General features: G+C 75.0%; 12 protein-coding genes and 1 pseudogene. 7 read left to right on the top strand and 6 right to left on the bottom strand.

What is annotated here, in order from left to right; all coding sequences use genetic code 11:
• Nucleotides 1-138 precede the first annotated feature (138 nt).
• Together IE273_RS31790 and IE273_RS31785 are read left to right on the top strand one after the other, a co-directional pair.
• Entirely contained in the window at nucleotides 139-1,629 is a 1,491-nt protein-coding gene (locus tag IE273_RS31790) for an FUSC family protein (protein WP_189818623.1), read from the top strand.
• 168 nt (nucleotides 1,630-1,797) lie between these two features.
• Entirely contained in the window at nucleotides 1,798-2,835 is a 1,038-nt protein-coding gene (locus IE273_RS31785; protein WP_189818622.1) for a lactonase family protein, read from the top strand.
• 133 nt (nucleotides 2,836-2,968) lie between these two features.
• Here the strand turns inward: IE273_RS31785 and IE273_RS31780 are convergent, their stop codons facing one another.
• The 3 genes from IE273_RS31780 to IE273_RS31770 form a co-directional block, all read right to left on the bottom strand.
• The gene (locus IE273_RS31780) at nucleotides 2,969-3,895 is read right to left on the bottom strand and encodes a sirohydrochlorin chelatase (protein ID WP_189818621.1); all 927 of its coding nucleotides are present in this window, start codon (nucleotides 3,893-3,895) and stop codon (nucleotides 2,969-2,971) included.
• A 199-nt stretch (nucleotides 3,896-4,094) separates the two neighbouring features.
• Complete coding sequence (locus IE273_RS31775) at nucleotides 4,095-4,772, bottom strand: uracil-DNA glycosylase (RefSeq protein WP_189818620.1); 678 nt, start codon at nucleotides 4,770-4,772, stop codon at nucleotides 4,095-4,097.
• Nucleotides 4,773-4,898: 126 nt separating this feature from the next.
• Nucleotides 4,899-5,987 (bottom strand): WD40/YVTN/BNR-like repeat-containing protein, encoded by a 1,089-nt coding sequence (locus IE273_RS31770; RefSeq protein WP_229887750.1) that lies wholly within the window; start codon nucleotides 5,985-5,987, stop codon nucleotides 4,899-4,901.
• A 278-nt stretch (nucleotides 5,988-6,265) separates the two neighbouring features.
• Here IE273_RS31770 and IE273_RS31765 point away from each other — a divergent pair, with 278 nt between their 5' ends.
• Complete coding sequence (locus tag IE273_RS31765) at nucleotides 6,266-6,853, top strand: Rv1733c family protein (protein WP_444545930.1); 588 nt, start codon at nucleotides 6,266-6,268, stop codon at nucleotides 6,851-6,853.
• A 145-nt stretch (nucleotides 6,854-6,998) separates the two neighbouring features.
• On the opposite strand, the gene IE273_RS31760 is transcribed toward IE273_RS31765, so the two are convergent.
• Both IE273_RS31760 and IE273_RS31755 read right to left on the bottom strand, forming a co-directional pair.
• Entirely contained in the window at nucleotides 6,999-8,999 is a 2,001-nt protein-coding gene (locus IE273_RS31760) for a HEAT repeat domain-containing protein (RefSeq protein ID WP_189818617.1), read from the bottom strand.
• Between the two features lie 154 nt (nucleotides 9,000-9,153).
• Nucleotides 9,154-10,833 (bottom strand): DNA alkylation response protein, encoded by a 1,680-nt coding sequence (locus IE273_RS31755; RefSeq protein ID WP_189818616.1) that lies wholly within the window; start codon nucleotides 10,831-10,833, stop codon nucleotides 9,154-9,156.
• 72 nt (nucleotides 10,834-10,905) lie between these two features.
• Here IE273_RS31755 and IE273_RS31750 point away from each other — a divergent pair, with 72 nt between their 5' ends.
• Nucleotides 10,906-11,676 carry a PaaX family transcriptional regulator C-terminal domain-containing protein gene (locus IE273_RS31750; protein ID WP_189818615.1) on the top strand — a complete coding sequence of 257 codons (771 nt, stop codon included), beginning with the start codon at nucleotides 10,906-10,908 and terminating at the stop codon, nucleotides 11,674-11,676.
• A 114-nt stretch (nucleotides 11,677-11,790) separates the two neighbouring features.
• On the opposite strand, the pseudogene IE273_RS43960 reads toward IE273_RS31750, so the two are convergent.
• Nucleotides 11,791-11,961: pseudogene (locus tag IE273_RS43960) on the bottom strand (pectate lyase); the annotation flags it as partial.
• 313 nt (nucleotides 11,962-12,274) lie between these two features.
• On the opposite strand from IE273_RS43960, the gene IE273_RS31745 reads away from it, so the two are divergent.
• The 3 genes from IE273_RS31745 to IE273_RS31735 all read left to right on the top strand — a co-directional run bounded on the left by IE273_RS31745 (nucleotide 12,275) and on the right by IE273_RS31735 (nucleotide 15,732).
• Nucleotides 12,275-13,591 carry an extracellular catalytic domain type 1 short-chain-length polyhydroxyalkanoate depolymerase gene (locus tag IE273_RS31745; RefSeq protein ID WP_189818614.1) on the top strand — a complete coding sequence of 439 codons (1,317 nt, stop codon included), beginning with the start codon at nucleotides 12,275-12,277 and terminating at the stop codon, nucleotides 13,589-13,591.
• Between the two features lie 130 nt (nucleotides 13,592-13,721).
• The gene (locus IE273_RS31740) at nucleotides 13,722-15,047 is read left to right on the top strand and encodes an SGNH/GDSL hydrolase family protein (RefSeq protein WP_189818613.1); all 1,326 of its coding nucleotides are present in this window, start codon (nucleotides 13,722-13,724) and stop codon (nucleotides 15,045-15,047) included.
• A 136-nt stretch (nucleotides 15,048-15,183) separates the two neighbouring features.
• Nucleotides 15,184-15,732 (top strand): hypothetical protein, encoded by a 549-nt coding sequence (locus tag IE273_RS31735; protein WP_189818612.1) that lies wholly within the window; start codon nucleotides 15,184-15,186, stop codon nucleotides 15,730-15,732.
• Nucleotides 15,733-15,736: the final 4 nt, after the last annotated feature.

Here is a 15,736-nt window from a genome sequence, read left to right as displayed (position 1 = left end):
GTGCCAATGGCTCAGCGATTCGCGACACACTTGAGCCAGTGACCTCGGTGATGCTCTTATGGGCGTGTCGATGGCGCTGCGGATCCCCGCGGCGCCTTTTCTGTGCCGGTGTACCCATGCACCCAGGGGAGGGCAGCAGTGCTGAAGAGGATGTTCGCGGCTCCGGACCCGGGACGGGCGCGGTTGCGCTTCGCCGCGCGGGCCGTCCTCGGCATCGGACTGGCCGTGGTGGTCTGCGGGCTCGCCGGACACTCCCTCGCCGGTGCGGTCACCGGCGGCCTCGCCGCGCTGCTCGCGCTGTTCACCGTCGCCGACCCCACCGTGCGCGGGCAGGCGGTCACCACCGCCCTGCTGCCCGTCGTGGGCGTGCCGGTGCTCGCCGCCGCGGCCGGGCTGCACGACCACCCCGTCGCCCGCGACCTCACCTTCCTGGCCGTCGTCGGCGCCGGCGTCTACGCCCGCCGGTGGGGACCGCGCGGGCACAGCCTCGGCGTGTTCGCCTTCATGACGTTCTTCGTGGCCCAGTTCCTGCACGCCGCCCCGCGACAGCTGCCGGAGCTGTACGCCGCCGTCCTGCTCTCCGTGCTCAGCGCGGCCGTCGTGCGGTTCGGCCTCTGGTGCTACGAGCGCCGGCTGCCCCCGGCCGCCGTACCGGCCCCGCCCGCCGGGACCGGGCTGGCCCGGGTGACCACCCGGCAGGCCGCCCAGGCCGCCGCCGGCGCCGGGTTCGCGCTCGTCGTGGGCCAGCTGGTGTCCGGGCAGCGCTGGTACTGGGCCGTCGGCGCCACCTGGTGGATCTTCGTCAACACCGCCTCGCGCGGTGAGACGCTGGTCCGCGGCTTCCGCCGGGTCCTCGGCACGGTCATCGGCATCTGCCTGGGCTTCCTGATCGCCGTCCCGGTGCACGGCGCGCCCCTGCCGACGGCCGTCCTCGTCGCGGTCGCCGTGTTCGGCATCTTCTACACGGCCGCCGTCTCCTACACCTGGATGATGCTCTGGGTGACCCTGCTCGCCGAGTCCCTGTACGGCCTCCTCGGCGTCCTCAGCCCCGGACTGCTCGCGCTGCGGCTCGTCGAAACCGGTGTCGGGGCGCTCGGCGCCGCGCTCGCCGTCCTGTTCGTGCTGCCGGTCACCACGCACGCCACCACCGACGCCTGGATCCAGCGGGCCCTGCGCTGTGTGCACGCCTGCACGGCCGAGGCCGCCGCCCGCCTCGCCGGCTCCGCCACCGCCGACCCCGCGCCGCGCGTGGCCGAACTGGAGCAGCTGCTCGGCCGGGTCCGGCTCTCGGTGGCCCCGCTGGTGCACTCGCTGAACCCGATGCCGGCGCGCAAGGCGCGGGCCCGCCGGGTCCTGGCGCTCCTCGACGACTGCGCCCGCGAGATACGGGGCCTGGTCGCGGTCGCCGCCGACCCCGAGGCCTCACACGACGCCCGTCTCGCCGCCGCCTGCTGGCGGGTGGAGGCCGCCGTGGAGGCGCTCACCGACGGCCGCCTCGAACCCCTGCGCCGCCCCGCCGAGCCGCCCGCCGAACCCGCCCTGGTGCATCTGCACGGCCTGGAACGCGCGCTCGCCGACCTCGCGGAGCCGCTGCGCACACCGTCGGGCTCCCGGCCGGCCGGGGCGTGACCGGGGCGGGGCGCACGAGACCTGAACGCGCCCCCACTGAGCGAGGAAGTGCGCCAACTCCCGGAAGAACCGCCCTGCCGCCCCGGCCTCTTGGTCTAGACCTCGGCTGAGCGACTGCTACCGTCGGCCCCGGACCGGCTCGACGGGCTCGACCGAGAGGGGACAACGGTGGCACAGGACGGCAGCGCGGGCAGGCGCCGGGCGTTCATCGGATCGTTCACGGCGGCGGGCGGCCCGGGACTGGTGACCGCCGAGGTCGCGCCGGGGACCGGGGCGCTCACCCTAGCCTTCGCCGTGCAGGACGTCCCCGACCCGTCCTACCTGGCCCTGTCACCGGACGGGCACACGCTCTACGCGGTCAGCGAGACGGCCGAGGGCGCCGTCGCCGCCTACCGCGTCACCGGTGAGCGGCTCGCACCCGCCGGACCCCCGGTGCCGGTGGCCGGCAGCGGCCCCACCCACCTCAGCCTGTACGACGGACACGTGCTGACCGCCAACTACGGCTGCGGCAGCGTCACCGCCGTCCCCGTGCGCCCGGACGGCACGCTCGCCGGCGCGCCCTCCGGACGGCTCCAGCACACCGGCTCGGGACCGCACGACCGGCGCCAGCGCGGCCCGCACGCCCACCAGGTGCGGCCCGACCCCAGCGGGCGGTGGGCGGTCAGCGTCGATCTCGGAACCGACTCGGTGCGCGTGTGCACCCTCGCGGACGGCAGTCCCGCCGTGCACCGCGAGATCGCCCTGCGCCCCGGCTCCGGGCCGCGCCACCTCGCCTTCCACCCGGACGGCGAGCACGCCTACGTGGTCAACGAGCTGACCCCGACGGTCACGGTGTGCCGCTGGGACGCCGCGAGCGGTTTCCTGAAGCCGCTGACGGAAGTACCCGTGCTGCCCGGCGCGCCCGCCGGCGACGCCTACCCGTCGGGAATCGTCGTCTCGCCCGACGGCCGCTTCGTGTGGACCGCGACCCGCGGCGAGGACGTCCTGTCCGTCTTCGCCGTCGAGGCGGACGGGCTCCGGCTGACCGCTACGGTGCCCTGCGGCGGGCACTGGCCGCGCGCCCTGGCCGAGCACGACGGCTTCCTCTACGCCGCGAACGAGCGCTCCGGCGACGTGACCTGGTTCGCCGTGGACAGGACGACGGGCGTGCCCCGCTACGACGGCTCCGTACGGGTTCCGGCGGCCTCCTGCGTGGTTTTCGGCTGAGCCGCGCCGCGGGCCCGCGGCGCCGTCACCCGGTTCGTGAGGCCGCGTCCCCGAGCGCGCCGGGACCCTCGGTCAAGGCGAAGGGCCCGCTCCCGTCCGGGAGCGGGCCCTGTGTCGTACAGGTGCCGGGGCGTCAGCGGGCCGGCGTGCTCTGCGGCTGCTGCGGGGCGATGCCCAGCGCCGTCGTGTACTTGGCGAGCGCGAGCTTGCCGATCGCCGGGTACGCGCCGAGCGCCTCGGACGTGGAGCAGCCCGCCTCCTCGGCGGCGGCGGCCAGCAGCGCCGGCTCGATCTCCGGGCCGATCAGGTACGGCGCCAGGGCCAGCTGCTGCGAGCCGGCGGAACGCAGCTGCTCGGCCACGGAGGTGATGGAGCCCTCCTGGTCCAGGGCCGCCGCCATCACCGGCACGGCCAGGCGCGCGGCGAGCAGCATGCCGGTGATCCCGGCCGCCTGGACGGCCTCCTCCCCGCCCACGGAGGCCAGGATGATGCCGTCCGCGGCGGTGGCCACGGTGAACAGCCGGGCGCGGTCGGCACGGGCCAGGCCCGCCTCCGACAGCCGCACGTGCAGCGCCTCCGCGAGCAGCGGGTGCGGGCCGAGGACATCGGTCAGTTCGGCGGCGACCCGGCTGTCCATGACGGCCTGACGGATCTGACGCAGCAGCGCGCTGTCCGGACCGGCCAGCAGCGGGACGACGACCGCGACCGGGCCGTCGGGCTCCTTGATCCCCTCGACCCCGGCGGCGACGGCCTGCTCATACCGGGCGGTGCGCTCCTCGGCGGCGCGCGCCAGCACGGAACGCAGCGCGGGGAACTCGGCGTCGTCCCCGTCCAGGTACCCGATCCGGGCGTCGAGGCCGGGCAGCTCGGAGCGGGCGATGCTCACGACCTCCTCGGCGAGGCTGCGCGTGGTGGTGCTGGGCACACCGGGCACCGCGAGGACGAGCGCGGGCGCGCCCTCGGGAGCCACCAGCGGTTCCGGACGGCGGTGCCGTCCGGGCTGGCGGGGTCGCGGCATTCGTACGGGCAGGCCGGACGCGGGTCCAGTGGGGGAGCTCATGGCGCCGCATGTTACTGGCTTCCCGGCCTCCGCCGTTCGGGGAGGGTGCAGGTGAGCGGTATCCGTCCTGTTTTGTCTGATGAGTTACGGCCGGAAGACGCGTGCGGCCGGCACGCGCCCGGCACAGGTGCCGGGCGTCGTGGCGGAACCGGACACGGAACCGCAGGTCGGCGGCGGCGTGGAGCCGTGCCGGACGCGGTCACGGCAGACGCCAGTCCACCGGCTGTCCCCCCTGCTGGATCAGCAGGTCGTTGGCGCGGCTGAAGGGGCGCGAGCCGAAGAAGCCGCGGTCGGCCGACATCGGCGAGGGGTGCGCGGACTCCACCGCCGGCAGACGGCCCAGCAGCGGACGCAGGTTGCGGGCGTCACGGCCCCACAGGATGGACACCAGCGGCTTGCCGCGTGCCGCCAGGGCCCGGATCGCCTGCTCGGTGACCTCCTCCCAGCCCTTGCCGCGATGCGCGCCCGGACTGCGCGGCGCGGTGGTGAGCGCCCTGTTCAGCAGCAGCACGCCCTGCTCGGTCCACGGCGTGAGATCCCCGGTGGACGGCTGGGGCAGCCCCAGGTCGCCGGTCAGCTCACGGAAGATGTTGATCAGGCTGGGCGGCAGCGGGCGCACGTCGGGTGCCACGGAGAACGACAGGCCCACCGCGTGCCCCGGCGTGGGATACGGGTCCTGACCCACGATCAGGACCCGTACCTCGTCGAAGGGTTGCTGGAAGGCCCGTAGGACGTTCGGTCCGGCCGGGAGGTACGTGCGCCCCGCGGCGATCTCCGCGCGCAGGAAGTCGCCCATCGCGGCGATCTGTCCGGCGACGGGTTCCAGGGCCTTCGCCCAGCCCGGTTCGACGATTTCATGCAAGGGTCGTGGTGCCACGGGCGTCACCCTACTGCCGTACACCCGTCGGTGATCAACCGATGGCCGGAGTACGGCGGCGGGCGGCGCCTCGCCGCTGCCCGCCCGCGCGAGGGACCGGGCCACGAAGGACCAGGCCACGAGCGATCAGCCGATCACCGCCGCCCGTACGCACAGCACGTCCGGCAGGTGCGCGGCCAGCAGTTGCCAGCTGTCGCCGTCGTCGGCCGAGGCGTACACCTCGCCGTTGCGGTTGCCGAAGTACACCCCGGCGGGGTCGGAGTCGTCCGTGCACAGGGCGTCCCGCAGGACCGTCCCGTAATGGTCCTCCTCCGGCAGTCCCTTGGACAGCGGCTCCCAGGTGCGGCCCGCGTCGGCCGTGCGGAAGACCCGGCAGCGGCGCCCGGCGGGCACCCGGTCCTCGTCCGCGTTGATCGGGAAGACGTACGCCGTGTCGCCCCGGCGCGGATGCGCCGCCGCCGCGAAGCCGAACGTCGACGGCAGACCCTCGCCGATGTCGGTCCAGTGCGCGCCCGCGTCGTCGCTGCGGTACACCCCCCAGTGGTTCTGGAGATACAGCCGGTCCGGCTCGGCCGGGTCCCTGGTGATCTTGTGCACGCACTGGCCGAACTCCGGGTCCGGATCCGGCAGGAACACCGCCGAGACACCGGAGTTGGACGGCGACCAGCTCGCGCCGCCGTCTGTCGTGCGGAACACGCCCGCCGCGGAGACGGCCACCGTCACGACCCTGGGATCGCGTGCGTCGGTGAGCACCGTGTGCAGGCACTGGCCGCCCGCGCCCGGCACCCACTGCGGGCGGGACGGGTGCTCCCAGAGCGGCCGGACCAGCTCGAACGACTCGCCGCGGTCCTCCGAGCGGTACAGCGCGCCCGGTTCCGTGCCCGCGTACACCACGTCGGGCTCGGCGGCGGACGGGTGGAGCTGCCAGACGCGCTCCAGGGAAGCGCCGGTGTCCTTCGGGAACTTCACGGCGGGCCGGGCCGGTTCGGTCCAGGTGCGGCCGAGGTCGTCGGAGTGGAACACCGACGGGCCCCAGTGCGCGCTGTCACCGCCCGCCAGCAGCCGGGGCCGGGTGCCGCGGGCGTCGATCGCCACCGAATAGACCGCCTGCGCGTTGAAATACGGACGCTCGTCGAACTCCCAGGGGCCGTCGCCCCTCCGCCGCGCGATGAACAGGCCTTTGCGGGTGCCCACCGCGAGCAGTACCTCGGTCATGCCGATCACCTCCGGGACGCCGTTGTCCCGATAGCCGTCAGATATCGGCCAGTCTGCACCCCACCACTGACACTCTCCCCCGGAGTAGGTGTTCGTCCAGGTCACCGTCTGTGTCGCCGGGTGCGGCGAAGATCGGCCGGTTCCGTTCCGGCATGCGCCTGCGGGAAAGGGGTGTCTCGTGCGACCGTCGGGGAGACGGCTCGTCGTGAGCAACGGAGCGGTCTCCCGCGTATGGGAGGGCGGTCCGGCCGGTCGGTGCGCTCGTGAGGAGGATGCCTTTGAAGGCGTTCCGTGGTCCGAAGGTGTGGCTGTGGCGCTGGCGGCGCAACCCGCTCAAGCGCCGGGCCGACGTCGTGGAGGCCTGGGTGGTGCTCGGCGCCTGTCTGCTGACCGTCCTGGCGGGCGTGCTCGCCGGCCTGGCGGCGGCCGGCTCGGTGGAGCACGGACTCGCCCGGGAGCGGGCCACCTGGCGGCCCACCGTGGCCCGGGTCGTCGCGCAGGTCCCGGGGAAGTCCCCGGCGCACAGCAGCCGTGCCTCCGCCGGGGAACGGATCTGGGCCGAGGTCCGCTGGACGGTCACCGACGGCTCCGCCCACACCGGCCGGACCCGGGTGGAGCCCGGCAGCAAGCCCGGTACACCGGTCACCGTCTGGACCGACCCGAAGGGCCACCTGGTCTCCCGCCCCACCACCGCCTCCGAGGCCGCGTTCCGGTCCACCCTGATAGGCCTCCTGGTCGGCGCGAGCACCGCCGCCGTCCCCTTCGTCGCCGGCCTGGCCGTGCGGAGCCGTCTGGAACACCGGCGCATGGAGGCCTGGGACGCGGAATGGGCCCGGCTGGGCCCCCAGTGGGGCCGAACGGTCTGACCCGCCGGGGTACGTCGGCCCGGCCCGGGAGGGGTTCCGGATACCGTCGGCGGCCCGCTCCACGGCGTGGGGAAGCGGGCCGGGCCGCGGCAGCGCCGCAGGGCTCCTCGGCCTCGCGCGCCAGAGCGGAACCGTCGGGCAGGCCCTAAAGCCGCGTCAACACCTCCCGGCACCTCCTCAGCAGTTCCTCGTCGTCCGGGATGTCACGTCTGCCGTACGCGCGCCCGGGGGCCGTGTGCCGGCGTGGGTGGGTCAGTTCCGCGGTGATCAGGTCGCGCAGCGGCCCCGCGGCCGGGCCCATGGTGGTCAGGCACCGGGCGATCGGGCCGCGGGTGCGGGGGTCCGCCGTCCAGGCGGACCGGAAGACGGTCCGCACCGGTTCGGGATCCCCGGCGACGCGCCACAGCGCGCACGCGGCCGGTATCCGCTCCCGCACCGGTCCGGACCGGGCCAGGCGGCGCAGCTCGGGCAGCGCGGGGCGCGCGGCCGGCCCCAGCCTGCCGAGCTGCCGGACGGCGGCGCGCCGGGCATCGGGATCGTCCCGCGCCAACTCCCGCAGCAACACGGGGAGTACGGTGGTGGCGTCCCCGTCCGCCGACCACAGCGCGCCCGCCGCGGTGGCCGCGTGCCGGGTGTGGAACAGCCGGCGCAGGAGCGGTGCCGTCTGCGCGGCGGCGCCCAGTCCCGCCAGCGTTTCGATCACCTGGCCGGCGACCGCGTCCCGCGCTCCCAGGCCGTCGGGGGCGCCCGAGAGCAGCCGTACCAGTTCGGGCACGGCCTCCTTGTCGCCGATGGCCCTGACAGCCGTCAGCAGCGGGCCGGCGAGCCGGACGGCGGTGGGGGAGGCGAGCGGGACACGGCCGAGGCGGAGCCTCAGCGCGGGGGCCAGCGGGGCCGCGGCCCGGCCCAGGTGCGCGGCTTCGCAGCCCAGTCCGACGGGCGCCGCCGGACCGGCCAGCAACTGGGCCAGGGCCGGGACCGCGCGGGGATCGCCGGTCCGGGCCAGCGCCTTGAGCGGGCCGCCCAGCGTGGGGGAGCCGCGCTCCCAGCGGTGCGTCCACAGGTCGGGCCGGGTGCTCACCAGCGCGTGCAGGTCGTCCGCGGCGGGCGCCGCCAGCGCGTACAGCTCCGCCAGGACCGAGACCGCCGCGTCCCGCAGGCGGTCCTGATCGGTGTTCAGCTGGGCGCCCAGCAGCCGGACGGGCGCGCCGTAGTCGCCGCGCCAGCCACGGAACAGGCCCGCCGACATCCAGACGGCGTTGCACCGGTCGACCGGGTCCGGGCTGGTCAACTGCCCGGTGAGCAGGGCGATCCGGTCGTGCACCCGGTCTCCGAGCGCGCTGTGCAGGGTGCGCAGCAGCACGGCGCCCTGTTCGTCCGAGGGACGCAGCCGCCGTATCCGGCGCACCAGGGTGTCCGTTCCGGCGCGCTCCGCGGGCGGCCGGCGGTGCGCGGACCGCTCGCGCAGCAGCCGGACCGCCGTGGGCACCAGGTCGGCGGGGAGCCGGACGGGCGCGTGGAGCGCGAGCTGGCCGAGTGCCGCGAGCCGGGGGCCCGGCGCGTAGGGCGGCGCGCTCTGTTCGGCCAGGAGGTCCAGCGCGTCGTCGGCGAGGGCGGGATACCGGCGCGCGAACAGGGCGAGTGCCTCCGTCAGGGCCGGCAGCACGTGGTCGTCCCGCTCGGCCCGCAGTCGCCGGCGCAGCAGCCCCAGGACCCGCACGGGGTCGTCCAGGAACCGCACCAGGGCCCCGGCCGCCGCCCGGCGCACCACCGGATCCGGGTCCCCGGCGAGCGTGACGAAGGCGTCGGCACCGGCGCGTACCGCCTCCCACGCCGCGTTCGCCGCGCCTCCCGCGCCCGCGCTCCCGTCGCCCTCCCCGCCGATGCCGACCAGCAGCTCCACGATGCAGCCCCGGTCCGGTACCTCCTCGCGGGCCGCCAGCGCGAACAGGAAGGGCACGCAGGCCAGCGTCGCCTCGTACACCCTCCCCGCGTGGTGCACCGCGTCGTACAGCCCGTCGAGCGCGGTCGCCCGCTCGACGGTGTCCGGGGACGCCAGGGCCCGTAACCACCCGGGCACGTCCTCCGCTCTGCCGTGCGCGTGCCGCAGCGAGGCCCAGTCGACCTCGTCGATCCCCGTGAACACGTTGTCCTCCCTGTCCTCCCCAGACGAGTGGCACCTGATCGGGAGTGTGCACCACGGCACTGACAACGGTCCGGAACCGCACGCTGACTGTGTGCGATCCGTCGGCGGTGACCGGCCACCGGACGCGGTCGCCCGGCACGCGCGCGCGAAGGGGTCAGTTCCGGTCGGGCAGGGTGCGCCCCAGGACGGCGTCGAGGTCGGTTCCCGCCGGCAGGGTGCCGAACGAGTGGCCCCAGTCGCCGCCCAGCCGGCTCGCGCAGAAGGCGTCCGCGACCGGGTGCGGAGCGTGCCGGACGAGCAGGGATGCCTGGAGCGCGAGCGCCATCCGCTCGACCAGCCGGCGAGCGCCCACCTGATCGGTTCCGGCCACATCGCGCTTGAGCGCGGCCACGGCCGTGTCGAGCCGGGTGTCCGCCCCGCGCGCGAGGGCGAGTTCGGCGAACAGCGCCTCGGCGGTGTCCGGTTCGCGGCCCAGGGCGCGCAGCACGTCGAGCGCGTTGACGTTGCCGGAGCCCTCCCAGATCGACAGCAGCGGGGCCTCCCGGTAGTGCCGGGGCATGCCGGAGTCCTCCACGTACCCGTTCCCGCCCAGGCACTCCAGGGCCTCGGCGGTGAAGGCCGGGCCCCGCTTGGTGACCCAGTACTTGCCGACGGCGGTGGCGATGCGCCGGAAGGCCCGCTCGCCGGCGTCCCCGCGCACCGCGCGGTCGGCCGCGCCGGCCAGCCGCAGCGTGAGCGTCGTCGCCGCCTCCGACTCCAGCGCGAGATCGGCCAGGACGTTGCGCATCAACGGCTGGTCGACCAGCCGGGCGCCGAACGCGCTGCGGTACCGGGCGTGGTGCCCCGCCTCGACCAGCGTCTTGCGCATCAGGGTCGCCGAGGACATCACACAGTCCAGACGGGTGCAGTTGACCATCTCGATGATCGTCTTCACCCCCCGCCCCTCAGGGCCCACCAGCCAGGCCACGGTCCGGTCGAACTCCGGCTCCGAGGAGGCGTTGGACCGGTTGCCGAGCTTGTCCTTCAGCCGCTGGATGCGGAAGGTGTTGCGGCTGCCGTCCGGCAGGACGCGCGGCACCAGGAAGCACGACAGCCCGCCCGGGGCCTGTGCGAGCACCAGGAAGACGTCGCACATCGGCGCCGACGTGAACCACTTGTGCCCGCGCAGCGTGTAGACGCCCGCCTCCCCGGTGGGCGTGGCCGTGGTGGAGTTCGTCCGGACGTCGGAGCCGCCCTGCTTCTCGGTCATGCCCATCCCGGCGAGCAGCCCGGGTTTCTCGGCCGGAACGCGCAGCCGGGGGTCGTACTCCCGGCTGGTGAGCAGCGGCTCGTACAGCTTGGCGAGATCCGGCTGTGCGCGCAGGGCGGGCACGGCGGCGTACGTCATCGACGTGGGGCAGCCGTGTCCGGCCTCCGTGTGCCCCCACACCAGACCGCCCGCGGTCCGGGCGACGTGCGCGCCCGGCCGGTCGTCGGCCCACGGGGCACCGGCCAGGCCCTCGGCGACCGCCGTCCGCATCAGGTGGTGCCAGCTGGGGTGGAACTCCACCTCGTCGACACGGTGGCCGTAGCGGTCGTGGGTGCGCAGCACCGGCTCGTACCGGTTCGCCAGCTCGCCCCACTCCTGCGCCTCCGCGCTGCCGGCGCGCGCCCCCAGCCGCCGGACGTCCTCCTCGGCCCACTCCGCGCCCTCCCGGCGCAGCCCCTCCAGCAGGGCCGGGTCGTCGGAGGCGTCGTAGGGGGCGAGCGGCGGGGGCTGATTGGTCACGTCGTGCGTGGCGTACGACGGCTGGGACGGCGACGGCAGCTTCGACTGCTCGGAAAACGAGACCATGACTGCCATGTTGCACTCTTCCTACGGCTGCAGCAATGATGCAACAAGGGAACGCACGTACAGTACGGGGCCATGCGCATGAACGTCCCCGCGGGGCCGGACGCGGACGCGGCCGGCCTGCGACCGCTGTCGGCCCGATCGGTCGTGCTGAGCCTGCTCCTCGGCGTGCATCCGCCCCGGCTGCCGGTGAAGGACCTGGTCCGGCTGGTGGAGCCGTTCGGGGTCGGCGGCTCCACGCTGCGGGCCGCGCTGAGCCGGATGGTGGCCGCCGGCGACCTCCGGCGCGGCGACGCCGTCTACCGGCTCAGCGACCGGCTGCTGGCCCGGCAACGACGCCAGGACGAAGCCGTGCGTCCCCGCACGCGCGCGTGGGACGGCGACTGGGAGATGGTGGTGATCACGGCGACGGGCCGCGGCCCCGCCGAACGCGCCGACCTGCGCGCCCGGCTGACCGCCCTGCGCCTGGCCGAACTCCGCGAGGGCGTCTGGCTGCGCCCGGCGAACCTCGACCGCCCGCTGCCGGGTGACCTGCGCCAGGTGGCGCTGACGTACACCGCGCGCCCCGACGAGCCCCCGCGCGAGCTTGCCGCCCGGCTCTGGCCGCTGGCCGACTGGGCGGCCACCGCGCGCTCCCTGTTCACCCGCGCGACCGGGGCCGACCACCCGGCCGTGCGGCTCACCGCCTACGCGGCGGCCGTCCGGCACCTGCTCACCGACCCGGTCCTGCCGGCCGTGCTGCTGCCCCCCGACTGGCCGGGGGAGGACCTGCGGACGGCCTACGCCGACTACCGGCGGGAACTGGCCGCGACCCTGGGTGCCTTGGAAGCGGAAGGCGAACGCTGACCGCACGACCGGGGGTGGTCCAGCCTGCCGTGACGACCCCGCCGGGACGTGGGACCGCCGCGCACCGGCGCGGGCGTCCCGCTCACCACGGTGTCCGGGCCGCGCGGGCGGCGATCACTTGTAGGTGATGTCCGAGCTGGAGTACTCGCAGTACGTGCCGTCCGGCCCCGAGCCGTTCGTGGTCGGCTCCTTGCCGGTGTCCCCGACGATGGTGACGTTCCTCAGGGTCGCGCTGCCGCCGTAGTTGGTGTTGACGCCGACGAGCTTGCTGCCCTTGTAGGTAGAGCTCGTGCGGATCCGGGTGGGGTCCCGCGTGGGCTCGGTCGTGTACGTGAATCACGTATGTCATACGGAACGCTGGTGGGGGTTCGGTGGCTGCCGAGGCCCGTTGGGGCGCCGGTCGGTCACGCTGATGAACAGACCGTAGGGTGCAAGCGCTTTCTGGTCAACGGGTCGCGCAGCGCGGTTCCGGTCGGCCGGGGAGTGCCGTGGGAGCGCTTCCAAGAACCGCGTGTCCATGCCACGATGCCGGGTGTTCCTCGCACGACGCGCACGCAGCGCGCCCTCGCACGAGCCGCGATCCGAAGGGACGAGTGACGTGCCCCCCACACCGCACCGCTCAAGAACCGGCCCCCGCGAGGCACTCGTCGCCCTCCTGGGTGCCCTCCTGCCGCTCCTCGCGGCACTGGCCCTCGCCGCGCCCCCGGCCACGGCCCGGGAGCGGGCCGTCCCCACGGCCACGCTCACGGAGGTCACCGGCTTCGGCACCAACCCCAGCAACCTCCGGATGTACGTCTACGCACCGGGCGACGTCACCCCGCACCCGGCGGTCGTGGTGGCCGTGCACTGGTGCGGCGGCTCCGCCTCCGCGATGTACTCCGGCACCGAATGGGCCTCGCTGGCCGACCGGTACGGGTTCGTCGTCGTGTACCCGTCGGTGACCCGCGCCGGCAAGTGCTTCGACGTCTCCTCCCCGCAGGCGCTCCGCCGCGACGGCGGCAGCGACCCCGTCGGCATCCGGTCCATGGTCGACTGGGCGACCCGCACCTACGCCGCCGACACCGGCCGGGTCTTCGTCATCGGCATCTCCTCCGGCGCGATGATGACCATCGTCCTGCTCGGCGACTACCCCGACGTGTTCGCGGCGGGCGCCGCCTTCTCCGGGGTCCCCTTCGGCTGCTTCGCCACCACCGACGGCTCCGAGTGGAACAGCGCCTGCGCCGGCGGCACCGTCAGCCACACCCCGCAGGAGTGGGGCAACCTCGTGCGTGCCGCCCACCCCGGCTACACCGGTCCGCGCCCCCGGATGCAGTTGTGGCACGGCACCGCGGACGACACCCTGCGCTACCCCGACTTCGGGGAGGAGATCAAGCAGTGGACGAACGTGCTCGGCGTGGGCCAGACCCCGGCCGCGACCGACACCCCCGTCTCCGGCTGGACCCGCACCCGCTACGGCGCCACCGGTGACCGGGCTCCCGTCGAGGCGATCAGCCTCCAGGGCGTCGGCCACAACCTCTACGGCCCGGGTATGGCCTCCCGGGCACTCACCTTCTTCGGTCTCGACGGCGGCGGCACCACCCCGCAACCGCCCGCCGGTGCCTGCGAGGTCACGGCCGGCGTCAGCGCCTGGAGCACCGGTCTGACCGCCTCCGTGACCGTCACCAACACCGGTACGACCGCGCTGAACGGCTGGAAGCTCGGCTTCACCCTCCCGGCGGGCCAGACCATCACCAACGGCTGGAACGCCACCTTCGGCCCGAACTCCGGCGCCGTGACGGCGACCAACGCCTCGTACAACGCCACCCTCGCCCCCGGCGCGAGCGTGACCATCGGCTACCAGGCCACGCACACCGGCGACAGCGCGGCACCGGCCGCCTTCGGCCTCAACGGCAGTGCGTGCACGGTCGGTCGATGACCCGGGGGCGCGCACCGCAACGGCATGAGCCGTCGGCGCGCGCCCCGCCGCACCGGAGCCTCGGGCAGCCCCGCCTGTCAGCTCCGCACATCCGGCACCCGCCGTCGCCCCGCACCCCGGAAAGGTCTCCGTGAAGTCGCCCAGCAGAACACCGCTCGCCACCGTCCTCAGCACCTGCGTCCTCGTCCTCGCCCTCGCCGTGACGGCCTCAGCGCTCACGGCGCTGGTCAAGAGGACGGCTCCGGCCACCGCCGCGGCCGGCCCCGGCCGGCACTGGGTGAACACCTGGACCGGCATGCCCCAGCTGACCGAGCCCGCCAACCTGCCGCCCGCGCCGTACACCGGCGAGAAGTCGGTGCTCGTCGACACCACCCTGCGGCAGACGGTGCGCGTCACCGCCGGCGGCCCCCGCATCCGGCTGCGGTTCTCCAACGCGTACGGCGACACCCCGCTGCCGCTGACCGCCGTCACCGTGGCCCTGCCCCGCGACGGCAGGGCCGGGGCCGATGCGGTCGAACCCGGGACCCTGCGCCGGGTCACCTTCGCCGGCCGGGACTCCACGACCGTCCCGGTGGGCGCCCAGATGGTCTCCGACCCCCTCGACTTCGAGCTGCGCGCCGGGTCCGAGCTGACGGTGACGGCGTACACCGCGCGCGGCCAGGCGTCGCTCGCGCTCACCTCCCATCCCGGCTCGCGCACCACGTCGTACCTCGCGCACGGCGACCACACGCACGACCAGGACCTCCCCGGCGCGACCGCCGTCGACCACTGGTACCTGCTCAGCGACGTCGAGGTGCTGGCCTCCGGCCGTACCGAGGCGGTCGCCCTGGTCGGCGACTCCCTCACCGACGGACGCGGCTCCACCACCAACGGCAACGACCGCTGGCCCGACCAGTTCTACGACCGCCTGCACGGCAACCCCGCCACCTCGGACATCGCCGTCCTCAACCAGGCGGCCGGCGGCAACCGCGTCCTCAACGACGGGCTCGGCCCCAACGTCCTCGCCCGCCTCGACCGGGACGTCCTCTCCCGCAGCGGCGTGGCCTGGCTGATCCTCTTCGAGGGCGTCAACGACATCGGCACCGCCGACGCCACCCCCGAAGCGCAGCGCGCGGTCACCGACGGCCTGATCGCCGGGTACCGGCAGATCGTCGTCCGCGCCCACGCCCAGGGCATCCGGGTCTACGGCGCGACCCTCACCCCGTTCAGCGGCAGCACCCCGTACGACGATCCGGCCGGCGAGCGGGAGGCCGCCCGGCAGCGCGTCAACGCCTGGATCCGCACCCCCGGCCACTTCGACGCGGTGCTCGACTTCGACCGGGCGGTACGGGACCCCGAGGTCCCCGACCGGCTCCAGCCCGCGCTGCACGCCGGGGACTGGCTGCACCTCAACCCCGAGGGCTACGGCGTCCTCGCCGCGGCCGTGCCGGCGGGGCTGTTCCGGCACACCTCCTGACGGGTGGGGCGGGTGGCGCCGAAGGGATTCATGACATTTCCTTGGAAATAGTGGTTTCCCCGCGAAAGGAGGGGATGACCAGCACGGTCGCGGGCACTCGGTGGGGCACGCAAGACGATCTCACCCGAGGAGAGTCATGGCTGAGCAGAAGTCGTCGGCCCTCACGGCGCCCCTGCGCGGCGCGGCCTCGGTACTGCGCAGGGTGCCCGGCGCCGGAACGGTGACCAGGGCCGCCGAGGAGACACTGGACAAGGTCGGCGCGGTCTCGCCCCGCGGTCGGCGCATGGCGGTCTACGCGGGAGCGGGCGTGCTCGGCGCCGCGGGCGTGGTGGAGTGGCCCGTGGCCCTCACCGGCGCGGCGGTGGCCTGGCTCACCCAGCCCCGGCCCGCTCAGCCGGTGGGCGCCGCGGAGACGGCCCCGCCCGCCGAACCCGCGCACGACCCGGGCACCGCGGCCCTCGGGTCCGGCGGGGGGGAACACGGTCCCGGCCAGGCGGCCGGCACCGGGACTGCCGTGGGCACCCAGGCGCCGGTCGGTACCGCGGCGCCGGGGCCCGCCAAGGAGCCCGGTACCTCACCCGCGTCCGGCCCGCCCGAGGGCGCCCACGGTGTGCGGGCGTCGGCGGGCAAGACGTCCTCCGGTTCCCACGGACCCACCGCGCGCCCCGATCGCACCACGCTCTGAGGAG

The organism is Streptomyces olivaceoviridis (assembly GCF_014650115.1).
GTDB lineage: Bacteria > Actinomycetota > Actinomycetes > Streptomycetales > Streptomycetaceae > Streptomyces > Streptomyces olivaceoviridis.
The sequence above is the reverse complement of the archived record's forward strand: the minus strand, read 5'-3'. Positions and strand labels throughout refer to the sequence as shown.